This is a genomic window from Streptomyces sp. NBC_01707, assembly GCF_041438805.1.
In the GTDB taxonomy this organism is placed as follows: Bacteria; Actinomycetota; Actinomycetes; order Streptomycetales; family Streptomycetaceae; genus Streptomyces.
Window position 1 is genome coordinate 5,933,581 of the sequence record NZ_CP109190.1, and the last position, 19,681, is coordinate 5,953,261.

Annotated in this window: 15 protein-coding genes; 12 read left to right on the forward strand and 3 right to left on the reverse strand. The window is 70.6% G+C overall.

Annotation, left to right across the window (positions count from 1 at the left end; translation table 11 throughout):
* The first annotated feature begins 162 nt into the window (after positions 1–162).
* From OG963_RS26770 to OG963_RS26785, 4 genes are all read left to right on the forward strand, one after another.
* The gene (locus tag OG963_RS26770; RefSeq protein ID WP_093930385.1) at positions 163–1,443 is read left to right on the forward strand and encodes a resuscitation-promoting factor; all 1,281 of its coding nucleotides are present in this window, start codon (positions 163–165) and stop codon (positions 1,441–1,443) included.
* Positions 1,440–2,405 carry a 16S rRNA (adenine(1518)-N(6)/adenine(1519)-N(6))-dimethyltransferase RsmA gene (gene rsmA / locus OG963_RS26775; RefSeq protein ID WP_371799534.1) on the forward strand — a complete coding sequence of 322 codons (966 nt, stop codon included), beginning with the start codon at positions 1,440–1,442 and terminating at the stop codon, positions 2,403–2,405. The genes OG963_RS26770 and rsmA overlap by 4 nt, the downstream gene beginning before the upstream one ends.
* Positions 2,402–3,295, forward strand: a complete 894-nt coding sequence (locus OG963_RS26780) for a 4-(cytidine 5'-diphospho)-2-C-methyl-D-erythritol kinase (protein ID WP_371799535.1) — start codon at positions 2,402–2,404, stop codon at positions 3,293–3,295. The genes rsmA and OG963_RS26780 overlap by 4 nt, the downstream gene beginning before the upstream one ends.
* A gap of 73 nt (positions 3,296–3,368) precedes the next feature.
* A complete protein-coding gene (locus tag OG963_RS26785) occupies positions 3,369–4,685 on the forward strand; it encodes an acyltransferase (RefSeq protein WP_371799536.1) in 1,317 nt (438 codons plus the stop codon).
* Positions 4,686–4,704: 19 nt separating this feature from the next.
* On the opposite strand, the gene OG963_RS26790 is transcribed toward OG963_RS26785, so the two are convergent.
* Positions 4,705–5,346, reverse strand: coding sequence for a lipoprotein (locus OG963_RS26790; protein ID WP_319739063.1), 642 nt, complete (start codon positions 5,344–5,346; stop codon positions 4,705–4,707).
* A 99-nt stretch (positions 5,347–5,445) separates the two neighbouring features.
* Between OG963_RS26790 and OG963_RS26795 the strand changes: the two genes are divergently transcribed.
* From OG963_RS26795 to OG963_RS26815, 5 genes are all read left to right on the forward strand, one after another.
* Positions 5,446–7,260, forward strand: a complete 1,815-nt coding sequence (locus OG963_RS26795; protein WP_371799537.1) for an ABC-F family ATP-binding cassette domain-containing protein — start codon at positions 5,446–5,448, stop codon at positions 7,258–7,260.
* A 112-nt stretch (positions 7,261–7,372) separates the two neighbouring features.
* A complete protein-coding gene (locus OG963_RS26800) occupies positions 7,373–9,220 on the forward strand; it encodes a PQQ-binding-like beta-propeller repeat protein (protein WP_371799538.1) in 1,848 nt (615 codons plus the stop codon).
* A gap of 226 nt (positions 9,221–9,446) precedes the next feature.
* Positions 9,447–11,306 (forward strand): PQQ-binding-like beta-propeller repeat protein, encoded by a 1,860-nt coding sequence (locus OG963_RS26805; RefSeq protein ID WP_319739066.1) that lies wholly within the window; start codon positions 9,447–9,449, stop codon positions 11,304–11,306.
* A gap of 85 nt (positions 11,307–11,391) precedes the next feature.
* Complete coding sequence (locus tag OG963_RS26810) at positions 11,392–13,227, forward strand: PQQ-binding-like beta-propeller repeat protein (protein WP_371799539.1); 1,836 nt, start codon at positions 11,392–11,394, stop codon at positions 13,225–13,227.
* Between the two features lie 293 nt (positions 13,228–13,520).
* Positions 13,521–14,216, forward strand: a complete 696-nt coding sequence (locus OG963_RS26815) for a LuxR C-terminal-related transcriptional regulator (RefSeq protein ID WP_093776474.1) — start codon at positions 13,521–13,523, stop codon at positions 14,214–14,216.
* 33 nt (positions 14,217–14,249) lie between these two features.
* On the opposite strand, the gene OG963_RS26820 is transcribed toward OG963_RS26815, so the two are convergent.
* A complete protein-coding gene (locus OG963_RS26820) occupies positions 14,250–14,552 on the reverse strand; it encodes a hypothetical protein (protein WP_093776476.1) in 303 nt (100 codons plus the stop codon).
* Positions 14,553–14,567: 15 nt separating this feature from the next.
* On the reverse strand, positions 14,568–16,238 hold the full coding sequence (locus OG963_RS26825) for a sodium:solute symporter family protein (RefSeq protein WP_093776478.1): 1,671 nt from the start codon (positions 16,236–16,238) through the stop codon (positions 14,568–14,570).
* A 235-nt stretch (positions 16,239–16,473) separates the two neighbouring features.
* Here OG963_RS26825 and galT point away from each other — a divergent pair, with 235 nt between their 5' ends.
* From galT to galK, 3 genes are read left to right on the forward strand one after another with little or no spacing between them, the layout of a single operon-like run.
* Positions 16,474–17,517 carry a galactose-1-phosphate uridylyltransferase gene (galT, locus tag OG963_RS26830; protein ID WP_319325223.1) on the forward strand — a complete coding sequence of 348 codons (1,044 nt, stop codon included), beginning with the start codon at positions 16,474–16,476 and terminating at the stop codon, positions 17,515–17,517.
* Entirely contained in the window at positions 17,514–18,518 is a 1,005-nt protein-coding gene (gene galE, locus OG963_RS26835) for a UDP-glucose 4-epimerase GalE (RefSeq protein WP_093776482.1), read from the forward strand. Before galT ends, galE begins: the two co-directional genes overlap by 4 nt.
* Positions 18,515–19,681 (forward strand): galactokinase, encoded by a 1,167-nt coding sequence (gene galK, locus OG963_RS26840; RefSeq protein ID WP_093776484.1) that lies wholly within the window; start codon positions 18,515–18,517, stop codon positions 19,679–19,681. Before galE ends, galK begins: the two co-directional genes overlap by 4 nt.

Here is a 19,681-nt window from a genome sequence, read left to right on the forward strand (position 1 = left end):
GACGGTGTGCGGTCGCGCCGCTTTGGAGGGTGACCGAAGCTCCACTATCGTCCCGGACGCCCATCGGGCCATCGGGACGAACGGACCTTCTGGAGCGTCGTGATCAATGCGCAGGGCAGTCACCGTGCGGCACCGGGCAGGGGACGTGCGGGAGGTGCGGCGGTGGCGACACCGCAGACCGTCCCCGCACCTCTGCCGTTCCACGAGGAGCAGACGCGTGTCGTCCTCTGGCCGGTCCACGATCCGACCGTCGTCGACGCGCCTGCGGCGCCGCCCGGGCCGGCCGCCGGCCCCCGCACCGGAGGCCGGGCCGCGGCCCGGCGGGCCGCGCACCGCAAGAGCCCCGCACGTCCGGAGAACCTGCGCCGCCTCGTCCCGCAGGCCCTCGTCGTCGCCTTCCTGGCCGGCGGCACCACCGCGTTCCTCGCCCACGACAAGGCGGTGCGGCTCACCGTCGACGGGGAGCCGCGCACCCTGCACACCTTCGCGGACGACATCGGCGAACTGCTCGACGACGAGGGCGTCACCGTCGGCGCCCACGACGTCGTCACCCCGGCCCCCGTCGGCGACCTCGACAACGGCGACGAGATCACCGTCCGCCACGGGCGCCCGGTGACCCTCACCCTCGACGGGGTGCGCCGCCGGGTGTGGACCACCGCGGGCTCGGTCGACGGCGCCCTGCGCCAGCTCGGGGTGCGGGCCGACGGGGCGTACCTCTCCGTCGCCCGCTCCTCCTCGATCGGCCGCACCGGGCTCGCCCTGGACGTCCGCACCGAACGCACCGTGACCTTCATGGCCGACGGCCGGGAGCGCACCGTCCGCACCAACGCCGCGACCGTCCGCGAGGCCGTCGCCGAGGCGGGTATCACCCTGCACGGCGAGGACACCACCTCCGTGGACCCGCACAGCTTCCCGCGCGACGGCCAGACGGTCTCCGTGATGCGGATCACCGACTCCCGCGAGGTGCGCGAGGAGCCCATCCCGTACGCCGAACAACGGTCCGGCGACGATTCGCTCCCCGCCGGTACGGAGGTCGTCGAGCGCGAGGGCCTGCCGGGCGCCCGCCGGATCACGTACGGGGTTCGGACCGTCAACGGTGTCCGGCAGCGGCCGCGGGCGCTGGACGCCGAACTGGTCCGCACGCCGGTCGACCGGATCGTGAGGGTCGGTACCGGAGCCCGCCCGCGGTCCGCGGTGGGAGCGGGTGGGCTGAACTGGGCGGGGCTCGCGTCCTGCGAGTCCGGCGGTCGGCCTCGCGCGGTCGACGCCAGCGGCACGTACGGCGGGCTGTACCAGTTCGACACGCAGACCTGGCGCTCCCTCGGCGGCAGCGGACGTCCGCAGGACGCCCCGGCGTCCGAGCAGACGTTCCGGGCGAAGAAGCTGTACCTGCAACGGGGGGCGAGCCCGTGGCCGCATTGCGGCCGTAGGCTTACCGGGTGAGCACCACAGAGCCCGACGCCCTCCTGGGCCCCGCAGACATCCGCGAACTGGCCGCGAAGCTCGGGGTACGCCCCACGAAGCAGCGCGGTCAGAACTTCGTCATCGACGCCAATACGGTCCGCAGGATCGTGCGGACCGCGGAGGTCCGTCCGGACGACGTGGTGGTCGAGGTCGGACCCGGTCTGGGCTCGCTGACCCTGGCGCTGCTGGAGGCGGCGGACCGGGTCGTCGCCGTCGAGATCGACGATGTGCTGGCGGCGGCGCTGCCGGCCACGGTCCAGGCCCGGATGCCGGGCCGCGCCGACCGGTTCTCGCTGGTCCACTCCGACGCGATGCTGGTCACGGAGCTGCCGGGCCCGCCGCCCACCGCCCTGGTCGCCAACCTGCCGTACAACGTGGCCGTGCCGGTCCTGCTGACTATGCTGGAGCGGTTCCCGACCATCGAGCGGACCCTGGTCATGGTGCAGGCCGAGGTGGCCGACCGGCTGGCCGCCCGACCGGGCAACAAGGTCTACGGCGTGCCCTCGGTGAAGGCCAACTGGTACGCGGACGTCAAGCGGGCCGGATCCATCGGCCGCACGGTCTTCTGGCCGGCCCCGAACGTCGACTCCGGTCTGGTGTCGCTGGTCCGTCGCACCGAGCCGATCGCGACGACCGCGAGCCGGGCCGAGGTCTTCGCGGTCGTCGACGCGGCGTTCGCTCAGCGCCGCAAGACGCTGCGGGCCGCCCTGGCCGGCTGGGCGGGCTCCGCGCCGGCCGCCGAGGCGGCTCTGGTCGCGGCCGGGATCTCGCCGAAGACGCGGGGTGAAGCACTGACCGTCGAGGAGTTCGCGGCCATCGCCGAGAACAAGCCGGCGGTGGACGAGCCGGCGGCGGACTCGCCGAGCGAGAGCAGGCCCGGCGCGGACGAGCCCGCCGGGAACGGGTCCCACGGGAACGAGTCCACCGGGAGTGGCGAGTGAGCGTCACCGTTCGCGTCCCCGCCAAGGTCAATGTGCAGCTCGCGGTCGGCGCCCCGCGCCCCGACGGCTTCCACGACCTGGCGAACGTCTTCCTCGCCGTAGGCCTCTACGACGAGGTCACCGTCACCCCCGCCGACGCGCTGACCGTCACCTGCTCGGGCCCGGACGCCGCACAGGTCCCGCTGGACACCGGCAACCTCGCCGCCCGCGCCGCGATCGCCCTCGCCGAACGCCACGGCATCGCCCCCTACGTGCACATTCACATCGCCAAGGACATCCCCGTCGCGGGCGGCATGGCGGGCGGCAGCGCCGACGCCGCGGCCGCCCTGGTGGCCTGCGACGCCCTGTGGGTGACCGGCGCCACCCGGGACGAACTGCTCGCCATCTGCGCGGAGCTCGGCAGCGACGTGCCGTTCTCCCTGGTCGGCGGCGCCGCCCTCGGTATCGGCCGTGGCGAGCAGCTGACCCCGATCGACGTCGGCGGCACGTTCCACTGGGTGTTCGCGGTCGCCGACGGCGGGCTCTCCACCCCGGCCGTCTACGGGGAGTTCGACCGGCTCACCGCGGGCACCGACGTCCCGGCACCGGAAGCCTCACCGGCGCTCCTCGACGCCCTGCGCACCGGCAGCACCGGTGTGCTCGCGAAGGCCCTCTCCAACGACCTGCAGCCCGCCGCGCTCTCCCTGCGCCCCTCGCTCGCCGACACCCTCGCCGCAGGCACCGAGGCCGGTGCGCTGGCCGCACTGGTCTCGGGCTCCGGGCCGACCACCGCGTTCCTGGCGGCGGACGCGGAGGCGGCGCGCAAGATCGCGGACACGCTGCGGGCGTCGGGGACCTGCCGGACCGCGCGGGTCGCGGTGTCCCCGGCGCCGGGTGCCACGATCGTCTGACCGCGGGTACTCAGACGGGAACTGAGTACGGTCGCGCTGCCGCCCCCGGGGCGTCGGGCGCGACCGTACCCGTATGGGATCAAGTGTTCGTGACCTGGCCGGGGCCACCCCAGCCACCCGGGACCGGTACGTCGACCTGCTGCGCGTCGCCTCGCTCGGGACGGTCGTCCTCGGGCACTGGCTGATGGCCGCCGTCACCCCCGACGGCGTCGGCAACCTGCTCGCCGTCGTCCCCGGTCTCCAGCTGCTGACCTGGGTGCTCCAGATCATGCCGGTGTTCTTCTTCGTCGGCGGTTTCTCGCACGCGCTGTCGTACCGCTCCCTCAGCCGCAAGCAGCCCGCCGGCGCGACGGACTCCGTCTACTCGGCCTTTCTCCGCGCCAGACTGCAGCGGCTGCTGCGCCCCACCATGGTCTTCATCCTGGTCTGGGGGACGGCCGCGCTGATCGTCCAGCTGCTCGGCGGGGGCGGCGGGCTGACCGGGGTCACGCTGCGGCTGGTGGCCCAGCCGCTCTGGTTCATCGGGATCTATCTCGCGATGGTGGCGTTCACGCCGCCGCTGCTGAAACTGCACGACCGGTACGGCTGGGGCGCCTTCGCCGGGCTTGCCGCGGCGGCGGTCGCCGTCGACGTGCTGCGCTTCGCCGCCGGAGTCCCGTACATCGCGTTCCTCAATTTCGCGTTCGTCTGGCTCGCCGTGCACCAGCTGGGCTTTCTGCGCGCCGACGGCCGCATCCGCCGCCCCGCGCTGCTGGCCGGCCCGGGCCTGGCCACCGCGGCCGCGCTGGTCGCGTGCGGTCCGTATCCGCTCTCCATGGTCGGGATGCCCGGAGAGAAGATCAGCAACATGGCACCGCCGACGCTCGCCCTGCTCTGCCACGGCCTGTGGCTGGTCGGCGCGGTCGAGCTGCTGCGCGGACCCGGCGCCCGGCTGGTCGCCCGCCCGCGGGTGTGGCGCGGAGTCGTCGCGGCCAACGGGGTGGCGATGACCGCGTTCCTCTGGCACCTCACCGCGATGCTCGGGGTCTACGGGGCGATGATCGCCCTGCACGTCCCGCTTCCCGAACCTGCGACCGGTGCCTGGTGGGCGCAGGTGCCGGTGCGGATCGCGGTGGCGGCAGCCGTCACGGCGGGGCTGGTCGCCGTCTTCCGTACGTTCGAGCGGCCGGTGTCCGCGATACCGGGGAAGGGCTCCGGGCCGGTGTCCGCGCTCGGTGTGACGCTCTGCCTGTTCGGGGTGCTCGGGGTGTCGATGGTCGGGTTCGGCGGGCTGCTGGAAGGGCGTACGGCGATGCTGGTCGCGGTACGGGTCAGCGCCCCGGCGGCCGTCGCGATGGCGCTGGGCGGCTGGTTGCTGGTGGAACGGGCGGGGCGGCGGCGGTCCCGCTGACCACGTGCGTTCGTACGGCTCAGCCGAGCCGTACGGTCCGCTTCGCCAACTCGTACGCCGGGAGCATCTCCTCGTGCTCCGCCGAGTCCAGCCCGCCCAGATGCACCACGACCGGCCCGTGTGGGGTGGAGACGGCGAACGCCCGCTTCTTCTGCGGCCCGTCGAGCAGCTCGCTGCTGATCGTGTACCCGACCTCCGTCGCGGGAAGGGTGCCGGCCTCGGTGTCGGTGTAAGTGATCTTGCCGGCGTTCGGCTCGTCAGCCAGGAACGCCTCCAGGACCTGGCGCGGGGTGCGGTCGGCGCGGTCGCCGGTCCACACACGCAGGAAGCCGATGCTCCCGGCGGGTTTCGCGTCGATCTCGCAGACGAGCGTGAGCGGGCCCTGTCGGGCCAGCTCGTTCAGCGCGTCGTCCGCACCGAGCTGTACGGCCTCCGGCTTCCAGGACGACGCGAGGTCGAAGGTGACAGGCAGGGCGCAGGCAGAACCGGAGCCTCCGACGCTGCCGCCCTTGGTCGCGCTCCGGGCCTCGGCCCGCGGCTTCGGGGCCGCCTTCCGGCCGCTTCCGCCGTCGTCCTGGGCGGACGACGTGCAGCCGGTGACCGCCATCGACACCGCCACCAGCACCGCCGTGACCGTGCCCCGTACGGAATTGCGCACCACGAAAATCCCCTGTCCCCGCCCTTGATCGATCGCCGCACGCTAACCCACCCGCGTGGCGACTACCCTGGGATGTCGATCGATCCCCCAGTCAGGAGTGAAATGGCCGTCAATCTGGTCAATGTCGAGCAGGTCAGCAAGGTGTACGGCACCCGTGCCCTGCTCGACGGTGTGTCCCTCGGTGTGTCCGAGGGGGACCGGATCGGTGTCGTCGGCCGTAACGGCGACGGCAAGACGACCCTCATCCGGATGCTCGCCAAGCTGGAGGAGGCGGACACCGGCCGCGTCACCCACAGCGGTGGCCTGCGTCTCGGTGTCCTCACGCAGCACGATTCGCTCGACCCGGAGGCGACGGTCCGCCACGAGGTCATCGGCGATCTCGCCGACCACGAGTGGGCGGGCGACGCCAAGATCCGTGACGTGCTGACCGGGCTCTTCGGCGGGCTGGACCTGCCCGGCTTCGAACTCGGCCTGGACACCGTCATCGCCCCGCTCTCCGGCGGCGAGCGGCGCCGGATCGCGCTCGCCAAGCTGCTCATCGCCGAACAGGACCTGATCGTCCTCGACGAGCCGACCAACCACCTCGATGTCGAGGGCATCTCCTGGCTGGCCCGGCACCTGCAAAGCCGGCGCTCGGCCCTGGTCTGCGTCACCCACGACCGGTGGTTCCTCGACCAGGTCTGTACGCGCATGTGGGACGTCCAGCGCGGCACGGTCCACGAGTACGAGGGCGGCTACAGCGACTACGTGTTCGCCCGGGCCGAGCGGGAGCGGATCGCCGCCACCGAGGAGTCCAAGCGGCAGAACCTGATGCGTAAGGAGCTGGCCTGGCTGCGGCGCGGCGCCCCCGCCCGTACGTCGAAGCCGCGCTACCGCATCGAGGCCGCCAACGAGCTGATCGCCGATGTGCCGCCGCCGCGTGACACCAGCGAGCTGATGAAGTTCGCCAACGCACGGCTCGGCAAGACCGTCTTCGACCTGGAGGACGTGACCGTCCAGGCCGGACCCAAGACGCTGCTCACCCACCTCACCTGGCACCTCGGCCCCGGCGACCGGATCGGCCTGGTCGGGATCAACGGCGCGGGCAAGACCTCACTGCTGAGGGCGCTCGCCGAGGCGGCCCGCACCCAGGGCGAGGAGCAGCCCGCGGCCGGGAAGATCGTCGTCGGCAGGACCGTCAAGCTCGCCTACCTCTCCCAGGAGGTCAGCGAACTCAAGCCGAACCTGCGGGTGCTGGAGGCCGTGCAGCAGGTACGGGACCGGGTCGACCTCGGCAAGGGCCGGGAGATGACCGCGGGCCAGCTCTGCGAGCAGTTCGGCTTCTCGAAGGAGAAGCAGTGGACCCCGGTGGGCGACCTGTCGGGCGGTGAGCGGCGACGGCTGCAGATCCTGCGGCTGCTGATGGACGAGCCGAACGTTCTCTTCCTCGACGAGCCCACCAACGACCTCGACATCGAGACCCTGACCCAGCTGGAAGACCTCCTCGACGGCTGGCCGGGATCGATGATCGTGATCTCCCACGACCGGTTCTTCATCGAGCGGACCACGGACCGGGTGATGGCGCTGCTCGGTGACGCCACGCTGCGGATGCTGCCGCGCGGTATCGACGAGTACATCGAGCGCAGGCAGCGGATGGAGGAGGCGGCCGTACCCGCCTCGGCGCCCGCCGCGGGGAAGGAGACGCCGGCCGCCGCCGCGGTCTCGCCGCAGGCCGCACGCGCCGCCAAGAAGGAACTGCAGAAGATCGAGCGGCAGCTCGACAAGATGTCGAGCAGGGAGACCACCCTGCACGCGCAGATCGCCGACAACGCCACGGACTTCGAGAAGGTGGCGAAGCTCGACGCGGAACTGCGGGAACTGGTCGCGGAGCGCGACGAGTTGGAGATGCGCTGGCTGGAACTGGCCGCGGACGCCTGATCGTTGACGCGCCTTCGGCGTGACGGGTGGCCTGCGGGGCGGGTGGTAGAAAGAGGGCCCGCCCGGCGCAGGTGCAGATGCCGGACCGATCCGCGCGAAGGGGGACGTGCTGATGGCCCAGCCGCCCGACCGGCAACCGCCGCAGGGAAGCTTCGGTGCTCCGTACGATCCACCGCCGGAATCGGACCGGCCGTCGCCACCGCCCGGATACGGCTCCGCGCCGCCGCCCGGTCAGGCCGCGGGACCGTACGGAGCGCCGGTACAGCCGGGCCCGTACGGCACACCCGCTCAGCCGGGTCCGTACGGCGTTCCGCAGCCCGGGCCGTACGGTGCGCCCATGCAGCCCGGGCCGTACAGCGCGCCCACGCAGCCCGGGCCTTACGGCGCGCCCACGCAGCCGGGGCCGTACGGTGCGCCCTCTCAGCCCGGGCCGTACGGCCGTCCGTCGTCGCGGCAGCCCGGATACGGATACCCGCAGCAGTCGCAGTATCAGCAGCCCCCGCGGCCGGGCGGCGGAGGGTTCTTCAGGGGCCGGCGCGGTGCGGTCGTCGGAGCCGTGCTGGCGGTGGTGCTGTTGGCCGGCGGTGGCATCTGGCTCGCCGCGAGCGGCGACGACTGGTCGAAGCCCACGGCGAACGCGAGCACCGACCCCGGGCCCGGACCCGACGGCGGGGGCGACGGCAAGGCGGAGGACCAGGGCACGCACGACCTCCGTGCCGAAGCCGACGCGCTCAACGCCAAGCGCAGGACGGGCGAGGCGAAGATCCTCTGGCTCCAGGAGGGCGGCGTCGACCTGCCGCGCAACGGCTCGGACGTGTACGGCCCCTGGATCGTCGGCGACACCGTCGTCAAGGCCATGTTCCGGACGGTCACCGGCTACTCCGTCACCGACGGCCGCCGGAAATGGAGTCTTCGTCTGCCGTCGAGTCTGTGCGCGGCGCCTTCGCAGCCCACCGCCGACGGCAAGATCGTCTTCGGGATCAAGACCGGCACCGCGGACGACGCGCTCTGCAACTCCCTCCAGATGGCCGACCTCACGACCGGCAAGGCCGGCTGGCGCAAGACATACCGGCGCCAGGGCGCCTGGGACCTGCTGTCCGACGTCTCGATGGCGATCAACGGTGACACCGTGACCGTGGGGCGCACCAGCCGGACGGATGCCTTCCGGGTCAGCGACGGTGCGGTGCTCTTCGGGGAACTGCCGGGCAACTGCCAGCCGTTCGGCTTCGCCAGCGGCCCTGTGGCGATCGCCGCCACCAGTTGCCAGACCGCGGCCGATGACCACAAGGAGCAGCAGGTGCAGCGGATCGATCCGGTCACCGGAAAGGTCCGGTGGACGTACAAGGTCAAGAAGGGCTGGGAGGTCGCACAGTTCTACTCGGTCAACCCGCTGGTCGTCTCGCTGAAGCAGGCGGACAAGTGGGCGATCATCGTGCTCAACGAGAACGGCACCTACCGGTCCCAACTGGTCGGCGGGACCGAAGAATACGGGACGAAGTGCGGCGGTGACCTCCTCACCGAGGGCAAGAACCTCGACAACTGCCTGGGGGTGGCGGCCGACGAGCGGACGGTCTATCTGGCGACCAAGCCACCCGAGGACGACCTCACCCCCACCAACAAGGTCGTCGCCTTCGATCTGAACACCGGTCAGGCGAAGTGGAAGGCCGCGGCCCCGGCCGGACAGACCTTCATGCCGGTACGGACGGAGGGCGGCAGGCTGCTGATGTATCTCGCCGCCGGCAAGAACAAGGGCGGCGGCATCGCGTCCCTCCCGCAGACCGGTGGCACACCGCAGATGGTGCTGCGGCACCCGGCGGCAGCCGCCACGGTCGAGCGCGGCTTCTTCGATTCCAGGGTCGCCTACCGGAACGGGCGTTGCATCCTCATGCACGCGAGGATCAGCGGGATCGACGACGAGGACGAGAAGTCGATGAAGTCGATGGCGGCCTTCGGCAGCTGACGGGCCGAGGCGTAACGAGGGCATCACGGCGCGGTTCTCCCTTGGGAACAGGGGGCGGACCGACTCGGTGTGCGATGCGTCGCGGGTGGTACAAAGAAGCCCCGCTCGACTGTCGTATCGCCGCGGAAGCCATGCCCGATTCGCTCCTTTCCGAGGGGAATTCAGCCCAGCGGAATCGCGGGGGAGACCGGAACGGGCACCGGACCGCACGAAGGGGGACGTGCTGATGACCCAGCCGCCCAGCCAGCAACCGCCGCAGGGAGGCTTCGGCGCTCCGCAGGAGCCGCCGCAGGGGAGTCCTCAGCCCGCGACGCCCGGGCAGCCGCCGCAGGGTCAACCGCCTGCCCAGCCGCCGCAGATGCCTGCCGCGCCGCCGACGCCGCCGCCCGCACAGCCGGGTTACGGCTACCCGCAGGCGCCGGCCCAGGCCCCCGGTTACGGCTACCCGCAGCAGCCGGGTCCGTACAACCAGCCCGGACCGTACGGCCAACAGCCGGGCCCCTACGGCCAGCAGCCGGGACCGTACGCCCAACAGCCGGGCCCCTACGGCCAGCAGCCGCAGCCCGGCTACGGCTACCCGCAACAGCAGTACCCCGGCGCCCCGATACCGGGCGGCCCCGGCGGTACGGGCGGTGGCAACCCCTTCAAGGGGAAGCCCGCAGTGATCATCGGTGCGGCGGTCGCCGCCGCGATCGTCGTCGCCGGTGGCGTGTTCCTCGCGACCGGCGGCGGTGACGACGACAAGAAGCCCGTCGCGCAGGAGAGCACGGACGGCAAGGCGCCGAGCGGTTCGCCCTCCGTCGACGAGGGCGACGGCAACGGCGCCGGACGACCTGGCGATGACGACCTCAACGTCGGACGCAAGCCGGGCGAGGCCAAGGTCCTCTGGCTGCAGAAGAACGACGTCGACCTGCCGCGCAACGGCGCGGACGTGTACGGCCCCTGGGTCGTCGGCGACACCGTCGTCAAGGGCATGTACCGCGCGGTCTCCGGTTACTCGGTCGCCGACGGCAAGCGGAAGTGGACGCTGAAGCTGCCCGCCGACATGTGCGCCGCGCCTTCGCAGACCACCACCGACGGCAAGATCGTCGTCGGGGTCAAGAACGGCACCACCGACAAGGCGGACTGCTCGGACCTCCAGATGATCGACCTCAACACCGGCAAGGCCGGCTGGAAGAAGTCGATCAAGAAGAACGGCATCTGGGACATGATGTCGGACATCTCCCTCGCCATCAGCGCGGACACCGTCACGGTCGGCCGGACCAGCAACTCCAACGCCTACCGGGTCAGCGACGGCAAGGAGCTGTTCGGCAAGCCGGCGGGCAACTGCCAGCCGTTCGCCTTCGCCGGGGGCCCCAAGCTGATCGCCGCCTCCAGTTGCCGCACCGACGACCTCGACAACCCCCAGCACCAGATCCAGGAGATCGACGCGGCCACCGGCAAGCCCAAGTGGACGTACCGGCCGGCCCGTGGCTGGGAGATAGACCGGGTCTACTCGGTGAGCCCGCTCGTCGTCTCGCTGACCCAGCGAGAGAAGAAGAAGTGGAGCATCCTCGCCATCAAGGAGAACGGCACGCTCCGTTCCCAGCTGGTCGGTGACAAGGGTGACAAGTTCGCACCGGACTGCGGCAGCGCCTTCGCCATCTTCGGCAAGTCGCTGGACGGCTGTGTCGGTGTCGCCGCCGACGCCAACACCTTCTACATGGCGACCGAACCCGACTCCAGCGGTACCGCCCGTACGAACAAGGTCGTCGCGTTCAACCTGAACACCGGCAAGCCGAAGTGGAAGGCCTCGGCTCCCGCCGAGCAGACCGTGAAGCCGCTGCGGATGGAGGGCGGCAACGTGCTGCTCTACGTGGAGGCCGGGTACAACAAGGGCGGCGGGATCGCCACCCTCGCCCCGACCGGTGGCACTCCGCAGATGCTGCTCCGGCACCCGGAGTCGACGTCCCAGATCGAGAGCTCGTTCTACAACGCGAAGGTCGTCTACGCGGGTGGGCGTTCCTTCATCGCGAGCGGGCGGGTCAGCGCGAGCAACGACAAGGAAGAGCTGGAGACGAAGACCATGATGGCTTTCGGCAAGTGACGGCTCACGCAGGCACCCGACGGACCCTGACCGACCGCGACAGGTCCCGACCGACCGACTCCCCTTCCCTCGAGGTACGTACGCCATGACTCAGCCGCCCCAGCCGCCCAACGAACCGCCCCAGGGCGGGTTCGGCGCCCCGCAGGACACCCCGCCCGGTGGGTTCGGGGCACCGGTACCGCCGCCCGCCGGTGGTTTCGGCGCTCCGCAGACCCCGCCCGCCGGTGGTTTCGGCGCTCCGCAGACCCCGCCCGCCGGTGGTTTCGGCGCTCCGCAGACCCCGCCTGCCGGGCCGCCGCAGCAGCCCGGTTACGGCTATCCGCAGCAGCCGGGTTACGGCTACCCGCCCGGCCCCCCGGCCGGACAGGGCCTGCCGCCCGGCCAGCCGCCGCAGCAGGGCTACGGATACGGCTACCCGACCGCCCCGATGCAGCCGCAGTACGCGCCGCCGCCGCAGGGCGGGAAGGGCGGCAAGAAGTTCACCGCGCAGATGCAGATCATCGTTGCCGCCGTGGTCGCCGTGGCGGTGATCATCGGCGGTGGCATCTTCCTCGCCTCCGGTGGCGACGACAAGAAGAACGAGGTGTCCACCGCCGGTCCCACCGGTGGGGACAAGGACGGCGGGGACAGCGGTATCGGAGGTGGCGGCAAGGAGAAGGTGCCGGCGAACACCAAGTCCACCGTGGCCTTCCAGCTGCCGGAGCCGAAGGTCGGCGACGTCACGACGGTCGACGGCTCCTGGCTGACCGACAAGGCGTATGTGAAGACCGGTGTCGACGAGATCGTCGGCTACGACAAGGTCAAGGGCACAAAGCTCTGGTCCGTTCCGCTGGAGGGCCAGCTCTGTGCTGCCTCCCGGCACATGTCGAAGGACTACAGGACGGCCGTCGTCTTCGAGGAGAGCAAGCCGACCAAGGCGAAGAAGTACCCGCCGTGCAACCAGGTCGGTGGGATCGACCTGAACACCGGAAAGCTGATGTGGAGCAAGTCGGTGACCGCCGCCACCAGCGGTGACGAGCCGGTGAGGTTCGACGAGGTCACGCTCAGCGGCACCACGGTCGCCGCGGGCGGCACCGAGGGCGGCGCCGCCTTCGACCTGAACACCGGCGCCGAGCGCTGGAAGCCGAAGGTCGGCACCGATGGCTGCTACGACAAGGGGTACGGCGGCGGTGACGCGCTCGCGGTGGTCCGCAAGTGCGGTACGTACGACAACCCGCAGCTCGTCATCCAGGCGCTGAACCCGACGACCGGCGCCCCGCTCTCGTCGTTCAAGATGCCGCCCGGTGTCGAATACGCGAGCATCGTCTCCACCAAGCCGCTGGTCGTCGCGGCCGACGTCGGCGACACCGCCGGTGACGGCAGTGGGATCTCGGACTTCTTCTCGATCGACGCGTCGACCGGAAAGCTCCTCACCAAGATCGCCGCGGACGGCGAGAAGTACGCCGCCCGCTGCGGCTCCACCGAGGTCGAGACCTGCCAGCAGCTGGCCGTCGGCAACAACCGGCTCTACCTGCCGACCGAGGAGCACGAGGGCACCGGCGACTACGGCGACACCAACGAGATCGTCTCGTTCGACCTCACCACCGGCAAGCCGACCAGCGACAAGGCCGACGCCGGCGACCGGTACACGATGTTCCCGATCCGCATGGACGGCTCCAACATCATCGCGTACAAGGTTCCCCCGTACGACAAGGGCGGCCAGATCGTCTCCATCGACGGCTCCACCTTCAAGCAGACGGTTCTCATGGAGAACCCGGGGGACGAGTCCGTCCGGGACGCGGAGACCAGCTTCTCCATGGACTACGCGGAGATCCTCTACTCGGACGGCCGGATGTACATCTCCGAGGTGATGGTGAGCAAGCCGCGGGAGAGCTCTCTCGACGACAAGCAGTACCTCGCGGTCTCGTTCGCCACCGGCTGACCCCGGTACGGGTACGCGCACGCACCACGGCCCTGCCGGTCGAACATCGACCGGCAGGGCCGGTCGTTTTCTGCCTGCTCACCGATCCCTTCCGCCGGCTTACTGTCGGTCAACCGGACCCGAACAGCACAGAATTCGGCATTCCGGGGGTCTTCTGCCTGGTAAGGGGCGCGCTACGTCGAACAAGCGTGTAGCTTGCCGGGTCAAAGGGGCCGGGGGGCCGGGGCTGTCGTCGAACCGGCGTCTGCCGCGCGACGCCTGGGTGTGGCTCCATTGCTGTGGGGGGTAACTCGATGGGCGTGCGGCTCATGGTGGTCGATGACCACAGACTGCTCGCCGAGGCGTTGGCCTCGGCGCTGAAATTGCGGGGTCACCGGGTGCTGGCGGCGGCCGCGCCGACCGCCGGTGCGGCGGAACTCGTGGTGAGCAGAGCCCCGGAGGTCTGTCTGTTCGGCACGGCGACGCCCGCCGAACCCGGGGCGTTCGACCCGATAGCCCGGATCAAGCGGGAGCGCCCACAGGTGGCGGTGGTGGTGCTCGGGCCGGTGCCGAGTCCGCGCGGGATCGCGGCGGCCTTCGCGGCCGGCGCCGCCGGATACGTCAGGCACGACGAGCGGATAGAGGGTGTCGAGCGGGCGATGGTCAAGGCGCGGGCCGGCGAGGCGGCGGTCGCGCCGCAACTGCTGCAGGGTGCCTTCGCCGAGCTGCTCAACCCGGCCGTCCAGCCGGACGACGAGGGGCAGCGACTGCTGCGGATGCTCACCCCGCGCGAGGTCGAGGTCCTGGTGCGGGTCGCGGAGGGCGAGGACACCCGGCTGATCGCGGCCGGGATGCGGATCGCGCCGAGCACCGCGCGTACGCATGTGCAGCGGGTGCTGATGAAGCTGGGGGTCGGCTCACGGCTGGAGGCCGCGGCGCTTGCGGCCCGCACCGGGCTGCTGGACCGCGCGGCGGTGGACGGAACGCCGAAGGGGCCGGACGTCCGGTGACGTCCGGCCCCTTCGGGGCGGTGCGGAGACTGCTCAGGCGTCCGGGCCGCTGTCGGCGGCGCCGTCCGGCGCCGGTGCCGGACGCAGCTTCAGCCACAGCAGGAAGAACAGCCCCAGGACCAGCATGGCCAGCCCGGTCCAGAGGTTGATGTGGACGCCCTCGGCCTTCTTCAGGTCCGCGTCGGACGGGTTGATCCCGGCGAGCGTGACGATCACTCCGTAGATCACGAAGAGGCCGCCGATGATCCGCCGGATGTCGAAGAGACGGGCCGCGGTCGCGGACTTGCGCTCCAGTTCGGAGACTTCCTTGTGCAGGTCATTGCGGAATTCGGACATGGTGATGGCCTCCGATCAGAGCGAGTAGGGCAGGTAGCACAGGGCGGCGATGACGATCGCGCCCCAGCCGAGCAGGGCCGGCTTGCGGTACCAGGCGCTGTCGCCCTCGGCCGGTGGTTCCACCGCGTCCGGGGACTCGGTTCCGTACACCAGACCCGCGAGTTCGGCCTCGGGCTTCGGAGCCGTGAAAAGGGTGACGGCGACCATGACCACCGCACCGGCGACGAAGCCGACGATCGCGGAGACGAAGTTGGCGCCCTGGTCGGTCGGGATCTCGATGACGCCCTGCTTGTAGATCCAGAAGTAGTTGACCATCGCGGCGGTGGTGCCCGCGAGGAGCCCCCAGACCCCGGACTTCATCGAGGCGCGCTTCCAGAACATGCCGATGATGAAGACAACGAACATCGGGACGTTGAAGAACGAGAACAGCGTCTGGAGGTAGCTCATGATGTTCGAGAAGCTGGCGGCGATGAAGGCCGTGCCGATGGAGGCCAGTACGCCGACCGCTGTGATCAGCCGGCCGAACCGCAGGTAGTACGCGTCGGGCTGGTCCTTCTTCACGTAGCGCGCCCAGATGTCCGTCGTGAACACCGTGTTGAACGACGAGACGTTGGCCGCCATGCCGGCCATGAACGCGGCCAGCAGACCGGTCACGGCGATGCCGAGCACACCGTTGGGCAGCAGTTCCTGCATCAGCAGCGGGATCGCGTCGTTGTACGTGAGGTCCGAGCCCGGCGTACCGATCTTCGGTACGAGCACGGCGGCGACCAGGCCCGGGATCATCACGAGGAAGACGATGAAGATCTTCGGGAACGCGGCGATCAGCGGCGTGCGCTGGGCGGCCGAGAGGTTCTTCGCGGACAGGGCGCGCTGCACCTCGGCGAAGTTGGTCGTCCAGTAGCCGAAGGAGAGCACGAAGCCGAGGCCGAGGATGATCGTCAGCCAGTTGGCGCCGAGCGGGTTGGCGTCACCGATGCCCGTACCGCCCCAGGCGGAGAGGAAGTCGGAGCCGTGGCTCTTCTCCAGCGAGCCGGTCAGACCGTCCCAGCCGCCGACGCGCTTGAGGCCCAGCAGGGTGAGCGGGATGAGCGCGGCGAGGATGACGAAGAACTGCAGCACCTCGTTGTAGATCGCCGAGGAGAGCCCGCCGATGGTGATGTAGACGAGGACGAAGAGGCCCGCGACGACGATCGCGACCCACTGCGGCCAGCCGAGGAGCGCCTCCACGACGATCGACAGGGCGTACAGGTTGACGCCCGCAATCAGGATCGCGGCGAAGGCGAAGAGTATGGAACTCAGCAGGTGCGCGGACTTGTCGAAGCGCTGGAGCAGGAACTCCGGTACGGAACGGACCTTCGACCGGTAGTAGAAGGGCATCATCACCAGGCCGAGGAAGACCATGGCGGGGATGGCGCCGATCCAGTACCAGTGGACGACTGCGACGCCGTACTGCGCGCCGGTGGCCGCCATGCCGAGGATCTCGGTGGCACCGAGATTGGCCGCGACGAACGCGAGACCGGTCACCCAGGCGGGCAGTGAACGTCCGGAGAGAAAGAAGTCGAGGCTGGTCTTCACGCTGGCCCGGGCGGCGAAGCCGATGCCGAGAACCACGACGAAGTAGATCGCCAGAATCGTGTAGTCGAGCCCGTTCGTGGGCAGCCGGAGCCCTTCGGCCAGATATTGCATGGGGGGTACTCGCTTCGTTGCGCGAACTGAACCTGCAGAAACCTACGCTCCTGTTGTCAAAAAATGAACAGTTTGCTTGGGGTCCTTTGTTGGATTGTGATCGGATGAGGGGAAAATTCCAGGCCTGACGGGCTTGCGGCCCACAGGAGACCCAGGTCACATACGGCGGCGCCGGAGCATTGACGTGCGTGTTGGCTTGTGGTTTGTTGTGTGCGGTTATGTTTGGAGGAACCTGGTGAAGAAGACGGTTACGACGCTCGCCGACGGCCGGGAGCTGCTCTACTACGACAGCCGCGACGACGTGGTCCGGGACGCCGTCGACCGGCGGCCGCTGGACGCCGTATCGACCTCCTCCGAAATCCGCCGCGATCCCCTTCTCGGGGACAGCGTCGCCATCGCCTCGCACCGTCAGGGCCGCACGTACCACCCGCCGGCCGACGAGTGCCCGCTCTGCCCGTCCCGGGAGGGGCGGCTCAGCGAGATCCCCGACGACCGGTACGACGTGGTGGTCTTCGAGAACCGCTTCCCCTCGCTCGCGGGTGACTCGGGCCGGTGCGAGGTCGTCTGCTTCACCTCCGACCACGACGCGTCCTTCGCCGACCTCACCGAGGAGCAGGCGGCCCTGGTCCTCGACGCCTGGACCGACCGCACCGCCGAACTTGCCGGGTTCGAGCAGGTCAAGCAGGTGTTCTGCTTCGAGAACAGGGGCGCCGAGATAGGTGTGACGCTCGGCCATCCGCACGGGCAGATCTACGCGTACCCCTTCGTCACCCCGCGCACCGAGCTGATGCTCCGCTCGATGGAGGCGCACCGCGAGCGGACCGGCGGCAACCTCTTCGACGACATCGTGGCCCGCGAGCTGGCCGACGGCGATCGCGTGGTGCTGACCGGGGAGCACTGGGTGGCCTTCGTCCCGTACGCGGCGCACTGGCCGTACGAGGTGCATCTGCACCCGCGCCGGCGCGTTCCCGACCTGCGGGAACTCGACGAAGGCGCGCGCACGGAGTTCGCACAGATCTATCTGGAACTCTTGAGGCGATTCGACCGGATCTTCGGCCCCGGTGAGCCTCCGACCCCGTACATCGCGGCCTGGCATCAGGCGCCGTTCGGAGTCCGCGGGCGGGAGGAGTTCGGGCTTCACCTCGAGCTTTTCACCATCCGACGCACCTCCGGCAAGCTGAAGTTCCTCGCGGGTTCCGAGTCCGGCATGAGTGTGTTCATCAACGACGTGCCGCCGGAGGCCGCGGCCCAGCGACTGCGAGAGGTAGCGAGCGAGTGAGCAAGCCCCAGAGCGACCCCCGGCTCAGCCCCCGGAAGAAGTACCTGGTCACAGGCGGCGCCGGCTATGTCGGCAGCGTGGTCGCCGCGCACCTCCTCGAAGCCGGTCACGAGGTGACCGTCCTCGACGACCTGTCGACCGGGTTCCGCGAGGGTGTCCCCGCCGGTGCCGAGTTCATCGAGGGCCGCATCCAGGACGCCGCGCGCTGGCTGGACCCCTCCTACGACGGGGTGCTGCACTTCGCCGCGTACTCCCAGGTCGGCGAGTCCGTCACCGACCCGGAGAAGTACTGGGTCAACAACGTCGGCGGATCCACCGCCCTGCTCGCCGCGATGCGTGACGCGGGCGTCCGCACCCTGGTCTTCTCCTCCACGGCCGCGACCTACGGCGAACCGGTGTCCAGCCCGATCACGGAGTCCGACCCGACCGCCCCCACCAATCCGTACGGCGCGACGAAACTGGCCGTCGACCACATGATCACAGGCGAGGCGGCCGCGCACGGACTGGCCGCGGTCTCGCTGCGCTACTTCAACGTGGCCGGGGCGTACGGCAGCCACGGGGAGCGGCACAGTCCCGAGTCGCATCTGATTCCGCTGGTCCTCCAGGTCGCGCTCGGCCGGCGCGAGTCGATCTCCGTCTACGGCGACGACTACCCGACCCCCGACGGCAGCTGCGTACGCGACTACATCCACGTCGCGGACCTCGCCGAGGCCCACCTCCTGGCCCTGGACGCGGCCACCGCGGGCGAACACCTGATCTGCAACCTCGGCAACGGCAACGGCTTCTCGGTACGCGAGGTCATCGAGACCGTCCGCAAGGTCACCGGCCATCCGGTCCCCGAGACCGCGGCCCCGCGCCGCGCCGGTGACCCGGCCGTGCTGGTCGCCTCCGCCGCCACCGCCAGGGAGCGGCTCGGCTGGCAGCCGAGCCGTGCCGACCTGGCCGGAATCGTCTCCGACGCCTGGACGTTCGCCCGCCGAGAGGAGCCCACCGCGCCATGACCGACAACGCTGAGCTGGTCACCGCTTTCACCGAGCTGTACGGCACCGCACCCGAAGGAGTCTGGGCGGCGCCCGGCCGGGTCAACCTGATCGGCGAGTACACCGACTTCAACGACGGCTTCGTGATGCCGCTCGCGTTGCCGCACACGGCGCGCGCGGCCGTCACCCGCCGTACCGACGGCGAGCTGCGGCTGCACTCGACCGACGTGCCGGGCGGTGTCGTCCAGCTCCGTGTCGACGAGCTGGCCCCGCACTCCGGGCACGGCTGGGCGGCCTACCCGGCCGGCGTCGTCTGGGCACTGCGCGAGGCGGGCCACCAGGTCACCGGCGCGGACATCCAGCTGACCTCGACCGTCCCCACCGGCGCCGGACTCTCCTCGTCCGCCGCCCTCGAAGTGGTCACCGCGCTCGCGCTGAACGACCTCTTCGAGCTCGGCCTGTCCGCGTCCGAGCTGGCGGTGCTTGCGCAGCGCGCCGAGAACGCGTTCGTCGGCGTGCCGTGCGGGGTCATGGACCAGATGGCGTCGGCCTGCTGCACCGACGGCCACGCCCTGCACCTCGACACCCGTGACCTCACCCAGCGTCAGGTCCCGTTCGACCTGGCCGCGCACGGTCTGCGGCTGCTGGTCGTCGACACCCGGGTCAAGCACGCGCTGGGCGACGGCGCGTACGCGGAGCGGCGGGCCGGCTGCGAGGCGGGCGCGCGGGCGCTCGGCATCGGGACGCTGCGCGATCTTCCGTACGACGGTCTCGACGCCGCGCTCGACACCCTCGCCGAGTCCGGCGCCGACGAGTCGGTCGTGCGGTACGTACGCCATGTGGTCAGCGACAACGCACGGGTGGAGCAGGTCATCGCGCTGCTCGACGCGGGCGATGTGCGCGCCGCGGGCCCCGTCCTCACGGCGGGCCATGTCTCGCTCCGTGACGATCTGCGGGTCTCCTGCCCCGAACTGGACCTGGTGGTCTCCGCGGCGAACGCGGCCGGGGCGCTGGGGGCGCGGATGACCGGCGGCGGCTTCGGCGGGTCGGCGATCGTGCTGGTGGAGGAGGCGGACGCGGACGCGGTCACCAAGTCGGTGCTGGAGGCGTTCACTTCGGCGGGATACGCGACACCCGGGGTCTTTCCGGCGGTCCCGTCGGCAGGCGCCCGCCGCACCGGCTGA

Coding starts and splice junctions, on each gene's coding strand:
- OG963_RS26785 (WP_371799536.1), top strand. CDS start 3,369: ATGGGATCAAGTGTTCGTGACCTGGCCGGGGCCACCCCAGCCACCCGG.
- OG963_RS26795 (WP_371799537.1), top strand. CDS start 5,446: ATGGCCGTCAATCTGGTCAATGTCGAGCAGGTCAGCAAGGTGTACGGC.
- OG963_RS26800 (WP_371799538.1), top strand. CDS start 7,373: ATGGCCCAGCCGCCCGACCGGCAACCGCCGCAGGGAAGCTTCGGTGCT.
- OG963_RS26805 (WP_319739066.1), top strand. CDS start 9,447: ATGACCCAGCCGCCCAGCCAGCAACCGCCGCAGGGAGGCTTCGGCGCT.
- OG963_RS26810 (WP_371799539.1), top strand. CDS start 11,392: ATGACTCAGCCGCCCCAGCCGCCCAACGAACCGCCCCAGGGCGGGTTC.
- OG963_RS26815 (WP_093776474.1), top strand. CDS start 13,521: ATGGGCGTGCGGCTCATGGTGGTCGATGACCACAGACTGCTCGCCGAG.
- OG963_RS26820 (WP_093776476.1), bottom strand. CDS start 14,552: ATGTCCGAATTCCGCAATGACCTGCACAAGGAAGTCTCCGAACTGGAG.
- OG963_RS26825 (WP_093776478.1), bottom strand. CDS start 16,238: ATGCAATATCTGGCCGAAGGGCTCCGGCTGCCCACGAACGGGCTCGAC.
- galK (WP_093776484.1), top strand. CDS start 18,515: ATGACCGACAACGCTGAGCTGGTCACCGCTTTCACCGAGCTGTACGGC.